The sequence below is a fragment of the Capnocytophaga gingivalis ATCC 33624 genome, from assembly GCF_000174755.1.
GTDB classification, from domain to species: domain Bacteria; phylum Bacteroidota; class Bacteroidia; order Flavobacteriales; family Flavobacteriaceae; genus Capnocytophaga; species Capnocytophaga gingivalis.
Map to the genome: position 1 here is coordinate 122,296 of NZ_ACLQ01000010.1, position 21,384 is coordinate 143,679.

Annotated in this window: 19 protein-coding genes; 11 read left to right on the top strand and 8 right to left on the bottom strand. The window is 36.8% G+C overall.

Features of this window, described 5'->3' with window-relative positions; all coding sequences use genetic code 11:
- The first annotated feature begins 2 nt into the window (after window positions 1-2).
- The 5 genes from CAPGI0001_RS03220 to CAPGI0001_RS03240 are packed head-to-tail and all read left to right on the top strand — an operon-like array spanning window position 3 to window position 3,345.
- Window positions 3-707 (top strand): hypothetical protein, encoded by a 705-nt coding sequence (locus CAPGI0001_RS03220; protein WP_040359504.1) that lies wholly within the window; start codon window positions 3-5, stop codon window positions 705-707.
- A 2-nt stretch (window positions 708-709) separates the two neighbouring features.
- Entirely contained in the window at window positions 710-1,402 is a 693-nt protein-coding gene (locus CAPGI0001_RS03225; RefSeq protein ID WP_002666453.1) for a hypothetical protein, read from the top strand.
- Between the two features lie 21 nt (window positions 1,403-1,423).
- The gene (locus CAPGI0001_RS03230) at window positions 1,424-1,924 is read left to right on the top strand and encodes an STM3941 family protein (protein ID WP_040359506.1); all 501 of its coding nucleotides are present in this window, start codon (window positions 1,424-1,426) and stop codon (window positions 1,922-1,924) included.
- 2 nt (window positions 1,925-1,926) lie between these two features.
- Window positions 1,927-2,622 (top strand): hypothetical protein, encoded by a 696-nt coding sequence (locus CAPGI0001_RS03235; RefSeq protein ID WP_002666924.1) that lies wholly within the window; start codon window positions 1,927-1,929, stop codon window positions 2,620-2,622.
- 54 nt (window positions 2,623-2,676) lie between these two features.
- Window positions 2,677-3,345 (top strand): LysE family translocator, encoded by a 669-nt coding sequence (locus tag CAPGI0001_RS03240; protein ID WP_002666795.1) that lies wholly within the window; start codon window positions 2,677-2,679, stop codon window positions 3,343-3,345.
- Window positions 3,346-3,424: 79 nt separating this feature from the next.
- On the opposite strand, the gene CAPGI0001_RS03245 is transcribed toward CAPGI0001_RS03240, so the two are convergent.
- The 6 genes from CAPGI0001_RS03245 to CAPGI0001_RS03270 form a co-directional block, all read right to left on the bottom strand.
- On the bottom strand, window positions 3,425-3,931 hold the full coding sequence (locus tag CAPGI0001_RS03245; protein WP_002666661.1) for an OmpH/Skp family outer membrane protein: 507 nt from the start codon (window positions 3,929-3,931) through the stop codon (window positions 3,425-3,427).
- A 142-nt stretch (window positions 3,932-4,073) separates the two neighbouring features.
- Window positions 4,074-4,886, bottom strand: a complete 813-nt coding sequence (locus CAPGI0001_RS03250) for a class I SAM-dependent methyltransferase (protein WP_002666629.1) — start codon at window positions 4,884-4,886, stop codon at window positions 4,074-4,076.
- Between the two features lie 602 nt (window positions 4,887-5,488).
- Window positions 5,489-6,073 (bottom strand): DNA-3-methyladenine glycosylase I, encoded by a 585-nt coding sequence (locus CAPGI0001_RS03255; protein ID WP_002666672.1) that lies wholly within the window; start codon window positions 6,071-6,073, stop codon window positions 5,489-5,491.
- A 441-nt stretch (window positions 6,074-6,514) separates the two neighbouring features.
- The gene (gene tsaB / locus CAPGI0001_RS03260; RefSeq protein WP_002666723.1) at window positions 6,515-7,186 is read right to left on the bottom strand and encodes a tRNA (adenosine(37)-N6)-threonylcarbamoyltransferase complex dimerization subunit type 1 TsaB; all 672 of its coding nucleotides are present in this window, start codon (window positions 7,184-7,186) and stop codon (window positions 6,515-6,517) included.
- 92 nt (window positions 7,187-7,278) lie between these two features.
- Window positions 7,279-9,597 carry a glycoside hydrolase family 3 protein gene (locus CAPGI0001_RS03265; protein ID WP_002666526.1) on the bottom strand — a complete coding sequence of 773 codons (2,319 nt, stop codon included), beginning with the start codon at window positions 9,595-9,597 and terminating at the stop codon, window positions 7,279-7,281.
- 7 nt (window positions 9,598-9,604) lie between these two features.
- Window positions 9,605-11,812: a TonB-dependent receptor gene (locus CAPGI0001_RS03270; RefSeq protein WP_002666692.1), complete on the bottom strand. Its 2,208-nt coding sequence runs from the start codon at window positions 11,810-11,812 to the stop codon at window positions 9,605-9,607.
- 195 nt (window positions 11,813-12,007) lie between these two features.
- Between CAPGI0001_RS03270 and CAPGI0001_RS03275 the strand changes: the two genes are divergently transcribed.
- Together CAPGI0001_RS03275 and CAPGI0001_RS03280 are read left to right on the top strand one after the other, a co-directional pair.
- On the top strand, window positions 12,008-12,784 hold the full coding sequence (locus tag CAPGI0001_RS03275; protein ID WP_002666741.1) for a GIN domain-containing protein: 777 nt from the start codon (window positions 12,008-12,010) through the stop codon (window positions 12,782-12,784).
- Between the two features lie 98 nt (window positions 12,785-12,882).
- Window positions 12,883-13,347 (top strand): hypothetical protein, encoded by a 465-nt coding sequence (locus tag CAPGI0001_RS03280; RefSeq protein WP_002666456.1) that lies wholly within the window; start codon window positions 12,883-12,885, stop codon window positions 13,345-13,347.
- A gap of 73 nt (window positions 13,348-13,420) precedes the next feature.
- On the opposite strand, the gene rnr is transcribed toward CAPGI0001_RS03280, so the two are convergent.
- On the bottom strand, window positions 13,421-15,619 hold the full coding sequence (gene rnr / locus CAPGI0001_RS03285) for a ribonuclease R (protein WP_002666563.1): 2,199 nt from the start codon (window positions 15,617-15,619) through the stop codon (window positions 13,421-13,423).
- A gap of 378 nt (window positions 15,620-15,997) precedes the next feature.
- A complete protein-coding gene (locus CAPGI0001_RS13315; protein ID WP_002666764.1) occupies window positions 15,998-16,276 on the bottom strand; it encodes a hypothetical protein in 279 nt (92 codons plus the stop codon).
- A 769-nt stretch (window positions 16,277-17,045) separates the two neighbouring features.
- On the opposite strand from CAPGI0001_RS13315, the gene CAPGI0001_RS03295 reads away from it, so the two are divergent.
- From CAPGI0001_RS03295 to CAPGI0001_RS03310, 4 genes are all read left to right on the top strand, one after another.
- Complete coding sequence (locus CAPGI0001_RS03295; protein ID WP_040359511.1) at window positions 17,046-17,588, top strand: hypothetical protein; 543 nt, start codon at window positions 17,046-17,048, stop codon at window positions 17,586-17,588.
- Between the two features lie 222 nt (window positions 17,589-17,810).
- Window positions 17,811-19,541: a mechanosensitive ion channel family protein gene (locus CAPGI0001_RS03300; protein WP_002666739.1), complete on the top strand. Its 1,731-nt coding sequence runs from the start codon at window positions 17,811-17,813 to the stop codon at window positions 19,539-19,541.
- 64 nt (window positions 19,542-19,605) lie between these two features.
- Complete coding sequence (locus tag CAPGI0001_RS03305; RefSeq protein WP_155813425.1) at window positions 19,606-20,208, top strand: hypothetical protein; 603 nt, start codon at window positions 19,606-19,608, stop codon at window positions 20,206-20,208.
- 3 nt (window positions 20,209-20,211) lie between these two features.
- Entirely contained in the window at window positions 20,212-21,330 is a 1,119-nt protein-coding gene (locus CAPGI0001_RS03310; protein WP_002666475.1) for a beta-ketoacyl synthase N-terminal-like domain-containing protein, read from the top strand.
- The last annotated feature ends 54 nt before the right edge of the window (window positions 21,331-21,384 follow it).

Below are 21,384 nucleotides of genomic sequence, written 5' to 3' on the forward strand. Positions count from 1 at the left end.
CTATGGACATAATTTACATGATCTGGTTCGTACCCTTATTTCTTTTTCTCTTTGCGCTTTTCTACTTTGTAGTAATGCGCAAAAATGATTTTGAAAAACGCCTTGCTATTTTTTATCCTTACCGCCAGCTACCACAAAAACGTGAAGCCTATATGCAGAAGGTTAGTAAATATAATAATATAATGTTCGCCCTGTTTTTACTGCCTTTCTTCATTTTAGTCTATGCATTGTTCAAAGAAAACTATCAAGAAATAAGCGAAGCTAATACCTCATTTTCTGATGAGAACTTGATGTTAATATTAGCCACTTTGCTGCCTCTTTTCGTGTGCTATTATATCATTTTTTATATGCAGAAACGCAGTAGAAAAGCCAAACGCATGCTTTTAGAACAAATGAGTGATACCGATTTCGAACTGCTCCTCAAATTAAGAGACAATTTATCTTTTCCTTACAAATATGACCCACCATTTGTGTTGTGTAACAATCACTTATATATTTTTCTTTTCCATACAATTAAAGAAATTGACCCTACTCAAATCACCTCAGTAAAATGGTATAGTAATAGACATAGGTTTATAGTACGTATTAAAGACCCTAAAGCTAAAGTTACCGTCCTTAGTATATCTAAAAGTGCATTGGATATCTTTTTGCAAATTGTAGAACAATATACAAAACTCAATTTATTAACAGACCAAAAAAATAAATAAGTATGGACTCACTTTATATTATCTGTTTTGCTCCTTTATTTCTTTTCAGCCTCGTCTTTTTGTACTTTACAGTAGTGCGCAAAAATGCTTTTGAAGAGCGCTTAGCTCTCTTTAGCCCTACTCGCCACCTCTCACAAAAGCGGGAAGCCTATAGGCAGCAAGTACGCAAATATAGCAAGTACGCACATATCATACTCTTAGTGATTTTATACCTCCCTCTATGTGTTTTTATAGCAATATTGCTCAAAGAAGAATATGAGAAAACAGGAATACTCAATATATTATCAATCTATGATGATACAAAAATGACCTTACTATCTGTCTATGTACCTATTTTGTTACTGCATTACCTTCTCTTCTATGTAATAAAGCGCAACGAAAAAGCCCAACATATGCTTTTAGAACAAATGAGCGATGATGATTTCGAGCTCCTTCTCAAGGCTAAAGATAGTTTGTCATTCACAAGCAAATATAATCCGCCATTTGTGCTTTGCAACGATAAGTTGTACATTTTTATTTTCTTTGCTATCAAAGAAATTGACCCTACCCAAATAACGGATCTAGATTGGAGCTATCGTAGAAATGGTATTTTTATAGAATTCAAAGCTCCTGAAAAAATAATATTTACCCTACCTAAAAAAGTACTCCCTCATTTCTTGCAAATTATTCAACAATATACAAATCAGGAATTTTAATTATTAACTAAATACAAAAAAATGAATAACACTATCATTATCCCATTTAGCAAAAAGAAAATGGTCAAACTCCTAGGCTTATATATCCTTGTAATGCTTGGTATTGCTGCTATTATTTTCTTTATCCTATCAGCTGATAGCATAAACTTATTCTATCTAATGCTTTTTATAGTCCTTTTTATAGCGGGAACTTATCTTTTTTATAAACACATACAAGAATTATGGCGCTCGAACAAAAAGAACGAAGGTGTTATCCTCACCCCCGACTACCTCAAAAGCAATGCAACTCCTCTGGGTAAAAGGGTAGGTGAAATCCCTTGGAGTGAAATAGCTTCTATAGGAAAAGTAAATTATTATGGACAACACATCCATATCAAACTCAAACACCCTGAAAAATATGTAAATCAGCTCAAGGGTATGAGAAAAGACTTTACAGGTATTTATCTAAACGATAGCGAACTCGAAATCTCTTTTGAAGAATTAGAGAAACTCATTCATGAGTACTTTCAAAAATACAGATAACCATGAACCCTGATATTCTTATTCTGATAGTCTCTTCCCTCCCCTATCTGTCTATGGGAGTTTTGTTGTACTTTGTCGCTGTTCGCAAGAATGCTTTCGAAGAGCGTGTAGCCCACTACATTCCCTATCATGCTTTGGAGAGGGAGCGCAGCACCTATATGGAAAAAGTAGAGAAATACAAGCGATACATTTGTATAGGACTGGGAATATTCCTAAGTGTTTTCATTGTCCTCCCTTTTGTTATATTCTTTGTAGCAATCTCCAAGGAAGGAGTCAATTTTAGTGTCCCTGAGCAGCTCACTTTACTGATGATTCCTCTTTCCCTTTTCCTTATGATATACTACCTGCTGAGCTACGTAGTGAAGCGACATGCCAAAGCCCAACATTTGTTATTGGAAGAAATGAGCAAGGAAGATTTTGCCTATCTCCTAAAAGTACAAAAGGACTTGCTCTGGCTCAGGAAATATTTTCCTTTTTTCATACTATGCAAAGAAAAGGTATATTTTTTCACTTTCTTTACACTTCGCGAACTCGACCCTAAACAAATAAAAAAGATTCGTTTTTGGAACTCCAGAAGAGGAAATAGAACTATCTTGATAAAATCTTCCCGATGGTTTATCACCACCATGACTGAAATAGTCTATCCTTATCTGAGAGATATTGTTCAAAAATATAACCCCACAGTGGATATAGAATAAAAAGTTCTTTTGTAATTACTATTTTTTTAGTACATTTGCCCTTTATACCAAAAGATGATAGAGAGTATTTTTGTAGCCATATCCTTAGGAGTTATGCTTGCTTTTACCATAGGCCCTGTATTTTTTATCCTGATAGAGACGAGTATTACCAAGGGGATTCGTTCGGCTTTAGCCTTTGATTTTGGAGCTATTTCTGGGGATATTTTTTTTATTCTCTTGGCCTATTGGGGTACAAGTAAGCTCTCGGATTATATAAAGAATAACCCCAACCTATTCGTATATGGAGGAATTCTCATCATCATATATGGGTTATTTTCTTTTTTCAAAGAGCGCAAGGACTATCGCCTACACCCTCCACAGACACGTATAGTGGAGATCAAGGAAGGAAATTATTTTACTTTTTTCTACAAAGGATTTTTCTTGAATATCATCAATGTAGGGGTTTTTTTCTATTGGGTAGCTACCATTGCTACTTTCTCCTCGAGTGCAGGTACTACCACAACAAAAGTACTGGTCTTTTTAGGCACTATACTACTGACCTATTTGCTCACAGATATTGTAAAAATACTCATCGCTAAGCGGCTTCGCCACAAGCTCACTCCTACCAATATCCATAAAATAAAGCAGGGTATCCATATCTTCTTAGTTATTTTTGGAATTTTTCTACTACTCAATGGAGTTTTCCCCAATGCTTTAGCAGCAGTAAAAGAGGCTTTCCTATAGAAAAAGTGTCTCTCCTTGTACAGAAGAAACACTTTTCAATCAATAACCAATAAAATTTAAACAAACAAGTAACAATTTTTTACTTTTTCTCGTTCAGAGCCTTTACTATATCGGCTGTAATATCTTTATCAGCTTTTCCATAGTGTACACTACCTCCGTCATTAGCACCAAGAATAAAGTCATAACTATGTTGCTTTCCATATTCTTTGATGAAGTTCTTTACTTTCTTCAGTAGTGTATCCATTTTGGTACGGCTTTCCTCTTGGATTGCTTGTTCTTCAGCCATGAGTTGTTGTTGCAATAGCTGACTTTCGTGAGCCAGTTCGCTATACTTTTGCTGAGCTACAGCAGGAGCCAAGGTTTTTGCTTGTGCTTCGAAAGCCTGAGCCTTCACTTGGAAAGCCTGAGAAATACTATCACGCTTGTGTTGGTATTTGTCAATTTTTCCCTTGAGAAGCGCCTCTAAGTCCTTTTTTTCTTGATAATCATCCAAGAGCTTGCTATTATCTACAAAAGCAATTTTCTGTCCTTGCTGACAAGAAGCAAGACTTAACATTAGTGCTACACCTAAGATAATTTTATTCATAACTATACTTTTTCAAAATGTAGGCACAAAAGTACGAAAGAAAATATCAATTATCTTCATTTTTAACAAAACAAATAGGAACAGAATGAATATTTAACGTTTACCCTTATAAAAAGTAGGATAAGTATCCTATTATCTTATTTTATTCATGCAATTTTAACAGGTAAATAAGGGACGAATATTCTCCTGTTTTCAGTGCAGAGAGGTTCGATAGAAGTCCCTGATAACCTCCCTTAAGGAAGTTCATACTCCCTGTTTTGTACTTTTCGGAAAGTAGGCTCACATAGAAAGCATCAAAAGGCATGGGCTTGACTCCTATGAGTTGGAAACCTTTTTCAGTGAAAAGCAATCGAATACTCTCTTGGGAGAAGTGCCATAAGTGTCGGGGTACATCATAGGCAGCCCAGTATTTCCCATAGTGTTGGGCATCCCTACTCCTATAGTTAGGCACGGCAATCACAAGCAATCCTCCCTTGGTCAAATGGTCTTTGAGAAAAGCAATCTGCTCTTGTAGGTTAGGAACATGTTCCAGCACATGCCAAAGAGTAATTACTTGATAGGTATCCGTGATATGGGTTTTATCTTCCTTCAGAAGGATTCCCTTCTCCTCTGCCCTATCGCGAGCTTTTTTTTCAGGTTCTACCCCGCTTACACTCCATCCTCGCTGTGCTGCCACCCTTAGGAAATCGCCTGTACCTGCACCTATATCCAAGAGTTTTCCTTGGGGCACATAGCGCTCTATGAGTTTTATTTTCTGCTGTAGCGTATAGGTTTTCACCCATTGGTAAAGCTTTTCGAAAAGACCCTTTTTCCCATCAGTATGGGATATATAGGCATCACTTTGGTAATACCTTCCCAGCTCTTGGGGCACAGGAGTTGTACGATAGAGCTTATACACTGGGTCATACTCCAAGAAAAATTCTTCCTTACTTACACTATAGTCTATTATATTCATTAAAGTTTTGAATTTTGAATTTTGAATTTTAAGTTTTTGTTCCACGTGAAACCTTGAATAAAGTAAAAAGTGAAAAAATGAAAAATGAAAAATATTTTTTATATTCAAAATCATTTGTTACACCAAAATTTCTACATTTGTTAAAAATTTCACTTTCAGAAACGTGTCAAATTTCTACTTTCTTTTTCTTTTAATATAAATATTTATTCAATATAGAAATCGTTTAAAATTTATATGTTTAAATGATTTTTTATGTTTTTAGTAGCAATTTTTATTATTAATCCTATGCAAAAAGTAACAAGATTCATAATCATAACAAATCATGGTCAAACAGAAATGGTTTGCGAAAAATTACCGTGAGCAGGTGTAGGACAAAGTCCCCGAACAAGCGGAGTATGTAATACAATTCACTCTCGAAAAACAAGACTTTTCGGACAGTCTCTTGAAAAGAGCAAATAAAGAATTAATCTCCTATTCTATCTATTCGCAATCTAAAATATGATTAACTATAAGACACAATAAATTGTATTCTTACCATGACACACCAAAGACTCTCTCATTAGCATAGTACCCACTATTATCTTTACCTTCTATTCCTTATTTTAATTTGTTTCACGTGGAACATTTAATTCTTTTCTCACCCAACAATTACTAACGTGATCATTGATATACCCTGTAGCCTGTAGAAAAGAATAGACAATAGTAGTTCCGACAAACTTAAATCCACGCTTTTTCAAGTCTTTACTCAAGCTATCTGAAAGGAAAGAGTGAGTAGGAATATCCGAAAGTGACTCAGGATGATTATCAATAGGAGTAGGAATAAATGTATTAAGATAGCTAACAAAACTTCCAAATTCCTTTTGTATTCTTATAAATGCCTGTGCGTTGGTTACCGCCGCTTGTATCTTTAAGCGATTGCGTACTATCTTCTCATTCGTAAGAAGTGCGCTTATCTTCTCTTGAGAATAATTAGCAATCTGCTCTATTAGAAAATTATCAAAAGCCTCACGAAAAGCCTCACGTTTTCTCAAAATAGTAATCCAACTCAGCCCTGCCTGAAAACTCTCTAATATGAGAAACTCAAAAAGAAGGGTGTCCTTAGTGATAAGTCTCCCCCACTCCATATCATGATAAGCTATATAGAGTGAATCATCCTTGCACCAAGTACAACGTATTTTCTCTGACATATAAGTATTTTAAAAAAACAAATTCAAAAAATCACCTCTACAAACCTATCAAATTTTAATTATTTTTTATTTTAAATATAAATATTCATCACAATTAGAAATAATGGAAAAATAATACTTTAAAATCAATAATCAAATTTTTATGGCTATGAAAATTGAACTATTGTATGTTTTCATAGATTATTAGGTAAATATATTTTACTATTCTATGATAGCAATAATTTTTCTACAAACCCAGTAAGTAATTCTTTAATGATGTAATCATAATTACAATCATAAGACATAATCACAAGATAAAATAGATTGCATCTCTACCTTAACACTGGCTAAGACTATTGATTTATATAGTATATTTATTTTCTAATAATCAATTGTAAAATTTGTTCCACGTGAAACACTTTTATATTTTTACTTTATAAAAGTTCCACGTGAAACAATCTATTATTTATTAAAGTAAAACTCCTTGAGATAAAAAGGTTCAAAATAAGCTATATCTTCAAAGGCTTGCGCTTGATATTTCTCTAAGGCTAAGCGACCCATTTGTTTAGCAGAAGGGAATTTATTCTCTAAAAAATAAGCATTCTCATGCTTACAAATAGCTTGGAACTTAGTGATTCCATCTCCTAAAAAAATGGTTTTTCCTTTGTTAAGGTAGGTGTCAAATGTACTTTCTGTAAGAATTTCTGAACGTTCCTTCAGTATAGGAGAAAAATCACGATTATATACAGCAGTAAAAACCTCCATCCTGCGAGCATCTATCATGGGAATAATATATTCAATATCTGCAAATTCATAGGTTACCTGCTCGGCCAAGATACGCAAGGTAGGCAAGGCTATAAGAGGGATACCCCAACCATAGCAGAGTCCCTTAGCAGTAGCTGTACCTATACGCAATCCTGTATAAGAACCCGGCCCCATACTGATAGCTACAGCCTTAATATCTTTAGGCTGGGTGTGTGTTTCCTCGAGTATGTGTTCTATGAATACATGCAAATGTTCTGAATGAGAAAATTGTTCTGTACGCTCCTCTATTAGTTGTACTAAATGATGATCAGTAAATAATGCTATAGAACAATTCTTACCCGAAGTCTCTATAGATAAAATAGTCGGCATATGATATATTTCTTTTCGGCTGACAAAAGTACAAAAAATACAGCAAGCCAAAAAATAACTTGCTGTATTTTTACAAAATTTAAAAGTGAAAACTATTTTCTATGTTTTATATATTTGGCAGTACGAGCATCCTTGATAACACCTTTCCAGTTAAGACCAAAGCCAAAGTCATATACATTGCCTTCGGTATCTTTATGACACTGCATATCGAAAGGTACATCTTCAAACTGCTGTTCTACCGTCTTCATATTGGCAGGCATCTGAGTAGGAAGCAAGCCAGAAGGTTCTACTTTCCCAGAGAGGATTTCCAAAAGTGCTTGTTCGGAAGTACCAAAGTTAAGCAGTATACCCTCTACCATAGGTTCAAACTCGTGGAATACCATAGGACGAGAGGCAGTAATAGATACAATCACTGGTTTGCCTTTCATCTTTTCCTTGGTCTCCAAGATATTGTATAGGTCAGTGATATTGGAGGCATTGGCTGTCTTTCCCTTATAGCTACGATCGGTAACTTGTGGAGCAATCACTTTGTCACCAGCAGCTATACTGTGCTCACGAGCATATTCAGCAGTGTAAGTATTGTATTGTAGGGAGATTGGTATATATCCATTCTCTCCTGCCTTGAAGAGTTCGTCATTGTATCCTGGGTGGTTTTGGGTAGGACTCTTAACAAATACAATGGCAAGGTCAGCCTTATTGGGGTCATCCATTACATTGAAATACTTTTTCACGTTCTCTATATTTACTGGATAAGAGATGTTGCCTTCGGTATATACACCCCACCAGTTACGTTGAGGTTCGTTATACACTTTAGGGATATAGACGGTTTTCTTCTTGTCAATAGGCAATACTTGCCCTTTGTTCTTGAGCATGATAATAGACTTGAGTTGAGCATCGTAACCTGCTTTCATGAACTGAGGATTACCCACTATCTTAGCAGATTCTTCAGGGTTAAGGTAAGGATTTTCAAACAGACCCAAGCGGAAGATGTTGCGCAATAGGCGTACCGCTGATTGTTCCAAGCGCTTGCGCATATAAGCTTCTCCATGCTCTTTTACCCCTATCTTATAGGCTTCTACCACAGGAGCCACCATATTGTTACCTCCGAATTGGTCTACGCCTGCTTCCAAAGCCTTGTAGTGGAGCTGTGGCAAATCCAAATCCTCTACCCCCCAAGGCTTACCAGCAAAGCCCCCTGGAGTACCTGGTTCTTTAGCGATAATCAGCCAGTCGGTACATACTACCCCATCAAAGCCATATTTGTTGCGCAATAGGTCAGTGACTATATATTTGCTAAAGCCATTACCTACATTTTCATGGTTTTTGGTATCTTGGTTGTAAGAAATAGTATAGTAAGGCATTACCGCAGAAGCGGATTTGGTCTTTTCATGAAGCTTAAAGGCACCTTCTACGAAGGGTTTTTGGTGCATCTCGAAGTTTTTACCTGGGTATACAGCATATTTACCATAGGCGAAGTGTGCATCACGACCGCCCTCTCCAGCGCCTCCACCAGGGAAATGTTTGCTCATAGCATTGACACTCTCGTAACCCCATCCGTCCTTGATTTCAGCCTTCCCTGTGGAGGTTTGGAAACCATCTACATAGGCACGTGCCATATCAGTAGTCAGTTCTGGAGATTCTCCAAAAGTGAAGACCATACGATTCCAGCGAGGTTCTGTACCCAAGTCTATCTGAGGGGAAAGAGCTGTGGTAATACCCATAGCACGGTATTCCTTGGCAGCGATTTCACCAAACTTCTGTACGATAGAAGGATCAAAGGTGGCGGACATGGCCAATCCATCAGGCCAAAGGGAGATATTTCCTCCTGCTCCTGCATTGTATTCTGCAGTTACCAAGGTGGTATGGCGTGGGTCGGAAGAGATATTTACAGGAATACCTAGTGGTAGGCTCTCACTAGTACGTTGTAGGTTATTGCTCCATATAGCTGCATCCTTAGGCGAGGAAACCGTAGTAATCAGTACGTGGCGTACATGGTCACGATCTAAGAAGGTTTTCTGTTGGTCGGTAAGGTCGGAGGGTTTGGCTCCACTCTCGGCAAAAGGCTTACCTCCGTAGGTACTCTTGCGGTAACCATCAGGAGGGGCAGGCAAGGCTTGGTGGTTACTGTAGAGCATAAGTCCTGCTATTTCCTCTATGCTCATTTGTTTGGCAAGGTCTTTGGCACGCTCATCTACAGGTAAGCGCCAGTCCTCATACTTGTCTAACTTTCCGTTTTTGTTCAGGTCTTTGAAGCTCTTACCTCCTATGGTAAGTATCTTCACTCCTGAGGTAGTACTATAACCCAAGGTAGCTCCTTTTTTGTTAGTTACGTACTTGATATCAGCTTCTTGCGCGAGGGTGCTTAGTCCCACCAAAAAACTTAAGGGTAAAAGAATATTTTTTGCTTTCATAAAATGACTAAAATTTAAAATTCAATTGGAACTCAAAAGTAAGCGGACGTATATAAGAACCTGTCACTAAGCGACCATCTGCATCATTGATATTGGCATAGGGAAACTCAGAATCCGCAATACTAGTAGAAGCACCTGTTTGATTGAAAATATTCACTACATTGAAACCAAAATTCAGATATTTGTTAATCTCGTAAGAAGAAGAAAAGAAAGATTCCCAACGAGGTTCTATGAAAAATTGATTAGTAAGACTCACGTATTGTTTGCTAAAGTAACGTAGGTTAAGACCAAAACGGAACTTTTTGATGGTATAAGAAGGATCTATTTCCATCAGCATTTTAGAAATTCCTGTCACTACATTACCATTATAGCTAATAGTCTCAGCAGTATTGAAAGGATTCACCCAGCTGTAATTACTATATTCTGGATTCTGTAGAGTGAGAAGGTAATGCAATTGGAAATTAGGAAAAGGTTTTAGTAACATGTCGGTAGTCCATCCCTTTGTCTGAATGTCATAATGAGCAGAAACCACTTCCGGACGTCGGGTTACTGGATCAGAAATACTCAAGCGTGTCTTATAGTTATTACGTGTAAGAGTGGATACTTGGGATACCAAGCTCAACCACTTATTATTATAATAGATTCCTGCTGCTAAGAAAGGAGTTTTAGTCTTAGCAAAGTCAGGAGTATAAGCTCCTGAATAATCTTCCAAATAGCCATGCTTTTCTTGATAAGTAAAATTAGCCAAAAAACCAAATTGGTCATTGAGCTTAACTACCGCCCTTAGGTCTCCATTGAAGTGATACCAATCATGATTGAAGGTAGTAAAAGGTTGGTTGAGCACTACATCGGCTCCACGTGGCTGAAGACTATAATCTCCTTCGAGCTTCTGGTATTGGAAATTAGCTCCATAGGAGAAATCAAGCCAATGGGCTACATTCCAACTATCAGAGACATAAGCGGTAATTTTTGTTTCATATCCGTTATGATATTCTCCTCCAATATTGTAATTAAAGAAAGGATCAGTAGTGCTACTTTTTCGTAAGATACGAGGTTGTTTCTCTACAGAATGAAAAAGAAAAGAGCGATCTTGGTGATAGGCATCTACATTGTAGTATTGTCCTAACACACCCAATCGCCAATTGTGTCTTTCTGTTCTCTTCTCTGCCCACAAGCGTGTCATCAGAGTAGTAGTGGGAGTCTGTGGAGAAAGAATAGCAAGCATACGTTGTACATATTCACCCGTATAAGGTGTACCATCTAAGTAAGTATAAGAATTATTACCTCGCTTCTCTGCTCCTATCAACAAAGGTAATAAGGCCGAAGACTTAGCTACATGAAAGCGAGTAGAGTGTCTTAGTAACCAGTCATTACCCAAATCATGCTTACCAAAAAGGTCAAATGTATGAGAACTTGACCAAAGTTTAGAATCACTTCCTGTAAAATCCGCTCTATAAGGCTCTCCTGTAAGTACATTCTTGAAGTTCAGATAACCATCAGTGATCATATAAGAATCTGTACCTATACCTATGCCATCATACTCCTTTACTACTCCATTAGTATGATATATAAAAGGGGCGTAATGTCCTATCATCTTAGAGCGAGAATACTTATAAGCTAAGTTAATTTCATCTTTCTCACCAAATCGGTAGGTCAATACGCCTCTGAATATCTGAGTATCATCAATAAGTCTACTGCCCTTGTGTTTAGCCTCTCCTGGATCTCCAGTGACTAAGGCGCCTAAAGCATAATACCAATTGCTTTGTCCAAAGCGACCGTTAAGGTTTACATCACCTAAATAGTAGCCATGGTGATTGCCCTTGAGGGTACCTACCAGCTGGGTCTTCTCTCCCCCAGTCTTAGTATAGGAATTCACCGCATAACCAAAGTCAGCAATAGTGAGAGTGGATTCACTAACAGAAATAAGCCCTTTCATATCTAAACTCTGTGAGGGACGCCAAGTCCGTATAGGAAGCTCAGGCCAAAAATGATACACTACAGGAAGATCATTTTCTAAAACAGTTATTCCACCTACAGAAGAAGGAAGCCCTATATTCACCTCACGAGGACCAGAATTGGACGATGCATTGAGCATAACATTTCTATTTTCTTCTGTATCAGGTAACTTTTTTTTCATCTCAAGAGAATCTTTCTCCTGCGCAAACATAGAAACTCCTAATAGTACGGATAAGAGTAAAAAATAATTACGTTCCATATTTTTTCAAAATTATGATTTATATCGGTACGAATGTACAACATTTTTTCCAAATAAAATGAAAAAAATTAATTTTTTTATTATAGAAAGAAATAATATGTCTGAATAATTCAATAAATAAAATCAATAGTGGAAAAATAAGCCAGATGTCAATATTTTTCGTATCTTTGTCCAGATTATTTAAAAACATTTTTTATGAAAAGAAAATTATTTTTCCTCATAGCATTCCTTGTTGGGATAACTATGTATGGGCAAACTGTGTATGAACCTTCTGGAAAAAGAAGCGTAAAAACCGTAGAAGTGGGTCACTATAAGAATATTTTTATAGACGAAAGTCATTTCGATATCACCCTAAGAAATAGCCGAGATCGCCAGATCCAGATAGAGGCTGATGATGCTATACACCCTATCATCAAAGCAAGGGTGGAGAAAGATACTCTCAAGCTGAATATAGAAACAGAAGGTGGGGTTGTTTTCATTACTACAGGAAAAATAAACATAAGCCTACCAGTGCCTGAAGAAGTCCAAAAAATACACTTTAAAATGGCTGGTAATATAAGTTGTGAGAAAGAACTCAAACTGAAAAAGGCAGCTATCGAGATGGAGTATGTCAGCAACCTAAACCTCCCCCTCCGTGTAGATGACCTACAGTTGAAAATAGAATTGGCAAGAAAAGGTTCCGTTTCCTTACAGTCCAAAAACTGTACTTTGTACAGCCTAGGGGTCAAAGACATTGCTTTCAGTGGAAAGGTTGGAAACTTAGAAATAGAAGGATGCGATGGTGATTTGAATTTCGAAAACGTAAGAGTAGAAAATGTATTCTTCAAAGAAGTAAGTGGCATAGGAACTATGCGCCTATGGGTAGAGGACACACTCAAAGGTAGCATCAGTGGTATCCTTACCGTCCAGTACAAAGGAAATGCTGCCAATGAAGTTACCGTATCGGGAATCTCAAAAGTAGTAAAGCAGTAACAAAGGGTTTGTCAGCGTCTAATTCAGAAAAATAAATACCAAAAACTATTGATAAATCAATTATTTTCGTATATTTGCACCAATTTAAAAGAACTATTATGAAAAAAGTTATTTTAGCAGTAAGTGTACTTATTCTTTCAGCGTGTAATCTGGGAAGTACTATTGCCAATACTACTGAAGAAGTAGCTAATAAGACAGCTACCAAAGCAGGAGAAATTCTTGGAGGAAGTACTCGTAGCTTTGCCGATGGAGTAGGAGAAGGATTGGATAAGGCTGGAAATTCCTCCATAAAACTCTCAGAAAACCTTAGCAAAAAAGGAATTAAGCTTGGAGGACACAAAATAGAAACCTTGTCTGGGAATGATAACAAAATCTCAATATATTTCATCTTTGAAGAAGATTTTACAGGCACCATAACTGTAAAAGCATTTGACAAACAAATGCAAGAGGTAGGACGTGTTAAGCAAGAACTTAGTGGGAAAAAAGATGATGCAGGCTATATAGATTTCGTCTTTGATGAGCGCACCAATATTGATCCTAAATACACTATTACTATAGAATAAAAATAACTGTAAAGTATTCAAAAAGAGGCTATCCTTTTCGGACAGCCTCTTTTGATTTCTCAAAAATGGAAAATTATTTTACTAACTCAAAATCCAAGTGCCGCTTGATAAGGTCTGTATTCTTTACACGTATCCATACCTCATCGCCCAAGGTATAGTGCTTCTTACTCACCTCCCCTATCAGTGCATAGGCTTTCTCGTCGAATACATAGTAATCGTCTTTGATATCACGAGCACGTATCATCCCCTCACACTTATTTTCTATAATTTCCACATAGATACCAAACTCGGTCACTCCTGAAATCACTCCTAAGAACTCCTGATCCTTGTGATCCTCCATATACTTGATCTGCATATACTTGATAGAGTCCCTCTCGGCAGAAGTAGCCAAGTTCTCCATCTGAGACGAATGTTTACATTTCTCTTCATACTCAGCCTCATTTGCCGAGGCTTCTTTATCTAAATATCGCTGCAGCAAGCGATGTACCATCACATCCGGATAGCGGCGAATAGGCGAAGTAAAGTGAGTATAATCGTCAAAAGCCAAACCATAATGTCCAATATTATGAGTAGAATACGCTGCCTTACTCATAGAGCGGATCGCCAAAGTATCTACCAAATTCTGTTCCTTCTTGCCGTGTACTTCTTCCAACAAGTGATTGATAGAGTGGGAAATATTCTTCTTATCCTTGAGGTTCAGGCGGTAACCAAAGCGAGAGATGATCCCCTGCATCTGTAGGAGTTTTTCCTCATCGGGGACATCGTGAATACGGTAGACGAATGTTTTTTGGAGCTTAGAGGCATACTCGGCTACCTTGCGATTGGCCAATAGCATAAACTCCTCTATAAGCTTATTAGCTTCCTTACTCTCCTTAGTATATACTCCCAAAGGATTATTATTTTCATCTAAAAGGAATTTCACCTCCACCTTATCAAAGGAAATAGCTCCTGCTCTCATGCGCTTCTCACGGAGAATTTCAGCCAAGGCATTCAGCGAAAGAATAGCCTCTACTATCTCTTTTGAAACAGTATAGCTCCCTTCAGGACGAATGGAAATCTCCTGAGGCATCACAAAATCCGTCAGCACCTCCATATAAGGGGTATCAAAAGCCTCAATCACTGCCTGTGCCTCCTCATAAGCAAAGCGTGCATCGGAGCGAATCACTGTACGACCCAGCCAAGTATTGCGAATTTCTGCCTTCGGAGAGAGTTCGAAGATTGCCGAGAAGGTGTATTTCTCTTCTTCAGGGCGCAGTGAGCAAGCAAAGTTAGATAGCACCTCAGGAAGCATAGGCACTACCCTATCCACTAAATATACCGAAGTGGCACGCTGGTAAGCCTCGTCGTCCAAAATCGTATTGGGCTGTACATAGTGAGAGACATCAGCTATATGTACCCCTATCTCAAAGTTACCATTCTCAAGCACTTGGAAGGAAAGTGCATCGTCAAAATCCTTAGCATCACGTGGGTCAATGGTAAAAGTAAGCACTTCTCGCATGTCTCTACGCTTGGCAATCTCTTCCTCCTTGATAGAAGTATCCAAGCCCTGTGCATATTCTTCTACTTCCTTAGGAAACTCATGAGGAAGTCCATATTCGGCCAAGATGGCATGTATCTCTGTATCATGTTCCCCAGGCTTGCCAAGAATCTTCTCTATCACTCCATAGGGAGAATTGGCACGCGATGTCCACTGAGTAATACGTACCAAGACCTTATCCCCATCTTCAGCACCATTACAATCAGTCTTAGGTACAAAAATATCTGTATACATTCTCCTATCGGTAGGCACTACAAAAGCAAAATTCTTCTGCATCTGTACCACCCCTACAAAGGTAGTACGCTTACGCTCTATGATCTGGGTGATTTCCCCTTCGAGTTTCTCTCGACGCCGTGGGAATACGTATACTTCCACTACATCACCATGTAGAGCCTTGTTAAGCAAGTTGTTAGGAACAAATACATCTTGTTCCAAATCCTCACAAACCACATAAGCATTGCCATTGGAGGCCATATCCACCACCCCTTTGTGGTAATAAGTAGATTCCTGTGCTTGGTAGTTTCCTTGTGTAGTTTCCTGAATATGAGACTGTTTTACAAGCTTTGTCAAGGAAGCAATGATATCATTACGCATCTCGGTAGAGGTCGCCTTGAGCTTCTCAGCAATCTGTTTCCAAGTAAAACTCTTATTGCTATTTTTCTGAAGGATCACAAGAATATCTCTGCTAAAATCCTTGTTCTTTTTCTTTTTTTGCTTAATTTTTTTCCTACTCATATAAGTTATTTTGAGTGTTGTATTTTGAACATTTATTTAAGTCCTTTTATGGTTTTATAATTTCTTCTATTTCTGATTTGTCTTTTTTTCAATAGCACCCCACTGCGTACCTTACTTTGATTTACAATATAGTCGATGGATTTTTTCTGGTTTTATTTTTCCCACTTAAATAAGGTGGTTTTATGAAATATTGTCGTATCAATACTTTGAAAATTAAAGCATTTTGATTTAGAATTTTTTGATTTTATAGTAGAAATATACTTGTCATACGCTCTGAAAATTTCATCTTTTTTCTCTGCAAAATCATTTTCTTTGAAATCATTATTCCAACAGCAACTTGTACTTACCACCAATTTGACTTTCTGAAGTAAACTATCCTTAAAATAGAAATCTTTTTTGAGATAATATCTTTATAAAACCGTCTTTTTCTTCAACCTTAGTAGTATAAAGGCTATCATTATTGGGGAAAATTTCTAAATCTTTGTAAGCATCGAATCTTTTTTGAATATCTTTAATCGTAGATTCTCCTAATACAAACGATTTTTCATTGATAAATCCCTTACATAAATCTCTATGATATATTTTTGCACACGATAAAAATACAAATGGAATCAATGTACATAGGGCTATAATTATTTTTCTATTTGAAATTTTCATTTGATCATATTTTTCAAATTACTCCTCTTCTTTCCATTATGGCGCAAAGGTACAAAGAATTTAAAAATAAAAATTTTTTTTTCGATTTTTCCACAAACACAATATACATAAAAATAAAATCTTTTTTTAAATAAAAAAAAATGATGATGATGATACGGGGTGAATTTAGATAAAAAAATAATAGGAAAAATGTCGTAGGTATAGATATAGAAGTTTATCACCAGTTATTAACGTATCAATGGTATTATAATATAATGATTTATAGTCTATTACCGAGGTTATTCACTAAAAGTGGAAAGTTGTTATCAGTTTTTATTTTCTATAAAAAAGTCTCTAAAAAATTCACCAAACCACCTTATAAAAGGTTGATAACTCTTAGTAAATAAATTTGTTTTTTTCCTTGTGTAGCTTGTATATACGGAAAAAGAAAATGGGCAAATTTTTTCTTATTTTCTATTGTAAATTTATCAACAAAACTCACTTTTTTAGAGCACTTGATAATGAGTATTTTCCTAAAAGAAATAAACAAACATGTTTATAATACTCAATTTTCTATGATTAAGGTTCAATACCTATCCCCTACCCTACCTACAGTTGTCAGTACTTGCTTGATTTCCCTACATAGAAGGGTGAATTTGGATTCTTTTCTATACTCCCTATTACCAAGCTAAAACTATTAACAACAAATTAAATGTTAAATCTTATTATTTTTTCAAAAAAAATAAGTTACTTTGCCCCGTGAAATAACTAACAAAAAAATTAGAGTCTTATGAAAAGAATATTTGTAATGGCTGTAGCCATGGTATCCTTGGCAAGTTGTGATAAATCAAAGGTAGAGAATACGGTGATTAATAAGTATTATGACAAGATCAACACTGATACTAATACCCGACAAGCTACCCTTACCCTAAAGGATTATCTTCTCACTGCAGGGTATGATAGAAATAATGATGGTATCATGCAGGATAGTGAATTAGCCCAAATTGAGACACTTATGGCTGCGGATAAGAATATCACCTCCTTGGAAGGATTGGAAAAAATGCTCACCCTGAAAAAAGCAGATCTCTCTAATAACAAGATAGAAACTGCTACTATTAGGAATAGTACCTTGGAAGAGCTGAACCTAAGTGGTAACAAGCTCGTTAAGCTCGATATATCTCGTGCTCCAAGGCTGACAGACAAGCTCGATATTCGAGGCAATACGAACCTCAATTGTGTACAAGTAGAAATAGTACAACTTACTGAACTTAGAAGAGCCAGCAATTTCAAAACTGATAAGGGAATCAGTATATTATCAACTACTTGTAATTAAAAGTTAAACATTGGTTAAAAATATAGTGTATTCAGGGAAAAATCGTACCTTTGCACTGTTTCATAATATTGGAATTTATTGGTTAAAAAAGGAATTGCCTCGCAAGAGGCAATTTTTTTATGTCCTATACTCATCTTTATTAAGATTAATAGTGAAAAAATAATTATTATTTATTGATAATTAGCTATTATTTCGTAACTTTGCCTTCCAAATAAATCCATTATGAACATCCGGTTGTTATTGCTGCTAAGTAATTTTTTCTCTGTAGCTGCTCTTTTTGGGCAAGCACAGGACAGTTTGTTACAGTTACTCCAGCGCCAAGTAAGGGAGCTAAAAGTACAGCGCAGTCAAGATTCGCTAAAGGTGAATGTGCTAAGCCAAGAGCTACAAGCCTTATTACTTTTGGATACCAAGCATGTGGATACTTCTAAGGATTCTCTCTATAAAAAACAGCGTCAGGAAGAAATCAAGCGTATCTACTCCAAAGCCAATGGAGCTCCTGTGTGTCTGGAAAAGGATACGCTCTATACTGTGTATACAAGTTTAGGACTCAATTCACCTTTGGAGCGATCCGAATATACAGAAAAAAAACTACAAAAATTAGTAAAATTCCCCACTTTTAAGCAAGATTCTCTCAAAATACAATCTCATGATAACCTACTGATGATCACCTACCAAGGGGAATGGATACAAGCAGTAAGTGAGGAAGATGCTATCATGGCACACCTCTCTCAAGAAGAATTGGCAAAATCTCTTCAAAGGGATATTCTTAGGGCAGTGACTCATTATAGGGATGAGCATAGTATGCAGAAAAAACTCATGCGCATAGGAGAATTGGTATTGCTAGTTATAGCTATTGCGACTTTCTTCTGTCTATTAAATTTCCTTTTTAGAAAACTAGAAAAACAAATTCTTAAAAAAAGATTATTTGAGAATGGGATAAAAGTAAAAAATTACCAGATATTGAATAAGGAGAAAATAAACTATATTCTTACTCGTATTCTTTTTCTAGTAAAGCTTATTATCTTTTTCATTGTTATATTCTTAAGTATATCTGTGGCGCTGAAGTTATTCCCCTCTACTCAGCTCTGGGCAGAGAGGTTACTAAATCTTATTTTGGATCCACTAAGTCAAGTAGGCAATGCCATAGTGAATTATTTGCCTAACTTAGTTATTATAGGAATTATAGCGCTGATAGCTCGCTTGGTGCTGAACCTTATGCGATACTTTCTCTATGAGATAGAGCGAGGAGCACTCAAGATAAAAGGATTCTATAAGGAATGGGCAAAGCCTACTTATAAAATGGTTAGGATACTCTTCTTGTGTTTTATTTTTATAGTAATATTTCCTTACCTTCCAGGATCAGGATCATCCGCTTTTCAGGGAGTATCTATTTTCTTGGGGCTACTTATTTCCCTGGGTTCCTCCTCTACTATATCTAATGGAATGGCGGGGATATTCATTACCTATATGCGTGCCTTTCGGGAGAATGATTGGATTAAGGTAGGCGATTATATAGGAATGGTTATACATAAAGATAGCTTAGTTACTCGCCTAAAAACTATTAATAATGAAGAGGTTACCGTACCTAATTCTATGATACTTTCTTCTTCCACGATGAATTTTTCTTCTATGGGACGTACCAATGGATTGGTGGTCACTACCCAAGTGAAAGTACGCTATGATGCTCGCTTGGAGGAGGTCGATGCGACTCTTATTGCCGCTGCACAGGCTACCAAGGGCGTAACAGATAAGATAACTCCTTATATATACCATATCTCCCTCAATGAACTTAATGCTACCTATGAGATCAATGCGGTAACCTTTGAACCACAGAATATGTATATCATCAAGTCCGATCTTATCAAGAATATTTATAATGCCTTTAGAGAGCGAAATATAGAACTCACTTCTATAGAATATGTAGAGCTAAGGAAATATGAAAAATTATAGTATTCTCTTATTCTTTTTACTATTCTCTTGTGGGGAAAACAATCCTAATACAAATAGTGTAACTATGGAAGAACAAATAAATTCTTCTATAGATACAACTCTTTTGGTAAAAAATTTCAGAAGTCAATTGTTACCTGATAAAGAACTAAGCCTTGATCACTATTACAATGATGTTGTTTTGATTAAAAAAATCACTCCTACTACTTTAACGGTTGAAAAGAATGGAAAAGAAACAAGTTTTCCTGTAAAAGCTGAAAGTATGACCTATATGGACTTGGACTATTCAGAAGGAAAATATGTAGTTATACGATGGAAAATAATTATAGACAATGGAAAAATAACTGAAGTTCTTGAAAATATAGGGAAATTCAATAGAAGTAGTAATTTACGAAGAGATCAAGTACTTGAAATAGGGAAAATATACAAGGATACAGTTGTTTTTTTAGAAAATATTACAGATTATGATTATTTCTTTTTCTTAGTTTCTAAAGAAAAGGATACTGTCGGGATTATTTACTATGATGAAGAAATTCCTTTCCGAAAAGGAGATACAATAGCACTCCAATGGAAAATGGATACTGTATATATAGCAGGAGAAGGTGATATATTGAGTTTTGAAGAATGGTATGTATCAGGTAAAAAAATAGGTCATAAAACTAAAAAATAAAAGGTGGCATATATTCATTCCTATAATTGCGTAACTCCCTTAGGGATTACAGTACGTGAAAATGTAGAAGCTCTTTTGCAGGGGCAGGTAGGCATACAGTTTTACCCTCATTATGAGAACTTTTCGGATATATATCTCTCGAAAATCTCCATGGACACTATAGAGGATTCTTTTCCCTATATCAGTGCTACTGAGCAGCTTTCTTTTTTGGAGAAGATGCTTCTTTTGGCGGTGGTACCTCTGTTGCCTACGATACGCATTACAGAGAATACGGCTTTTATCCTCTCCACGACCAAGGGAAATATATCCCAGCTCAACAGCCAGATGGATAGGGAACATCTCCCCTACTTGACACGCTTGGCCAAAAGTATAGCAGGTCTTTTAGGGATACGCTCAGAACCCATAGTGGTGTCCAATGCCTGTGTATCGGGGGTCATGGCTCTTTCGGTAGCGGATAGGTTGCTCGAGAGTGGACAGTATGACAATGCCCTTGTAGTGGCCGCAGATGAGATTTCCTCCTTTGTCCTCTCGGGTTTTCAGTCCTTCCAAGCTGTCAGCCCCAAGCCTTGCCGCCCTTATGACAAGGCACGTGATGGAATTACTCTTGGCGAGGCTGCCGCTGCCGCTTTTCTCTCCATGGAGTCTGTAGGAGCTTCTGCACAGATCTTGGGGAGTAGTTCTATCAATGATGCTAACCATATCTCAGGTCCCTCAAGAACGGGAGAAGGGCTATACCTGAGTGTATGCAAGGCTTTGGCACAAGCAGGGATTACCCCTGAGCAGTTACAACTGATCAATGCTCATGGTACAGGCACCCTCTATAATGATGAGATGGAAGCCATTGCCTTCTCCCGAGCAGGCTTATTGGGAGTGCCTATCAATAGCTACAAAGGCTATTTTGGGCATACCTTAGGGGCTTCAGGACTCTTGGAAACGCTACTGACTATCGCTCTTTCCAAAAGACGAAAACTCTTGCAGAGCAAAGGATACACCACCTTGGGTGTGTCCCAGCCTATTCATGTCATAGAACAAACACAAGAGGCTGTAGTGACTCATTTTCTCAAAACAGCTTCTGGATTTGGAGGAAGTAATACAGCTATGGTGGTACGAATCAAAAAATAATTATCAAACTTATATTCTAAGTTATGGATAAATATATTTTTAAGATGACAGCAG

Bases quoted from the DNA above. Each gene is read 5' to 3' on its own strand.
- CAPGI0001_RS03220 (WP_040359504.1), top strand. From the start codon at position 3: ATGGACATAATTTACATGATCTGGTTCGTACCCTTATTTCTTTTTCTC.
- CAPGI0001_RS03225 (WP_002666453.1), top strand. From the start codon at position 710: ATGGACTCACTTTATATTATCTGTTTTGCTCCTTTATTTCTTTTCAGC.
- CAPGI0001_RS03230 (WP_040359506.1), top strand. From the start codon at position 1,424: ATGAATAACACTATCATTATCCCATTTAGCAAAAAGAAAATGGTCAAA.
- CAPGI0001_RS03235 (WP_002666924.1), top strand. From the start codon at position 1,927: ATGAACCCTGATATTCTTATTCTGATAGTCTCTTCCCTCCCCTATCTG.
- CAPGI0001_RS03240 (WP_002666795.1), top strand. From the start codon at position 2,677: ATGATAGAGAGTATTTTTGTAGCCATATCCTTAGGAGTTATGCTTGCT.
- CAPGI0001_RS03245 (WP_002666661.1), bottom strand. From the start codon at position 3,931: ATGAATAAAATTATCTTAGGTGTAGCACTAATGTTAAGTCTTGCTTCT.
- CAPGI0001_RS03250 (WP_002666629.1), bottom strand. From the start codon at position 4,886: ATGAATATAATAGACTATAGTGTAAGTAAGGAAGAATTTTTCTTGGAG.
- CAPGI0001_RS03255 (WP_002666672.1), bottom strand. From the start codon at position 6,073: ATGTCAGAGAAAATACGTTGTACTTGGTGCAAGGATGATTCACTCTAT.
- tsaB (WP_002666723.1), bottom strand. From the start codon at position 7,186: ATGCCGACTATTTTATCTATAGAGACTTCGGGTAAGAATTGTTCTATA.
- CAPGI0001_RS03265 (WP_002666526.1), bottom strand. From the start codon at position 9,597: ATGAAAGCAAAAAATATTCTTTTACCCTTAAGTTTTTTGGTGGGACTA.
- CAPGI0001_RS03270 (WP_002666692.1), bottom strand. From the start codon at position 11,812: ATGGAACGTAATTATTTTTTACTCTTATCCGTACTATTAGGAGTTTCT.
- CAPGI0001_RS03275 (WP_002666741.1), top strand. From the start codon at position 12,008: ATGAAAAGAAAATTATTTTTCCTCATAGCATTCCTTGTTGGGATAACT.
- CAPGI0001_RS03280 (WP_002666456.1), top strand. From the start codon at position 12,883: ATGAAAAAAGTTATTTTAGCAGTAAGTGTACTTATTCTTTCAGCGTGT.
- rnr (WP_002666563.1), bottom strand. From the start codon at position 15,619: ATGAGTAGGAAAAAAATTAAGCAAAAAAAGAAAAAGAACAAGGATTTT.
- CAPGI0001_RS13315 (WP_002666764.1), bottom strand. From the start codon at position 16,276: ATGAAAATTTCAAATAGAAAAATAATTATAGCCCTATGTACATTGATT.
- CAPGI0001_RS03295 (WP_040359511.1), top strand. From the start codon at position 17,046: ATGAAAAGAATATTTGTAATGGCTGTAGCCATGGTATCCTTGGCAAGT.
- CAPGI0001_RS03300 (WP_002666739.1), top strand. From the start codon at position 17,811: ATGAACATCCGGTTGTTATTGCTGCTAAGTAATTTTTTCTCTGTAGCT.
- CAPGI0001_RS03305 (WP_155813425.1), top strand. From the start codon at position 19,606: ATGGAAGAACAAATAAATTCTTCTATAGATACAACTCTTTTGGTAAAA.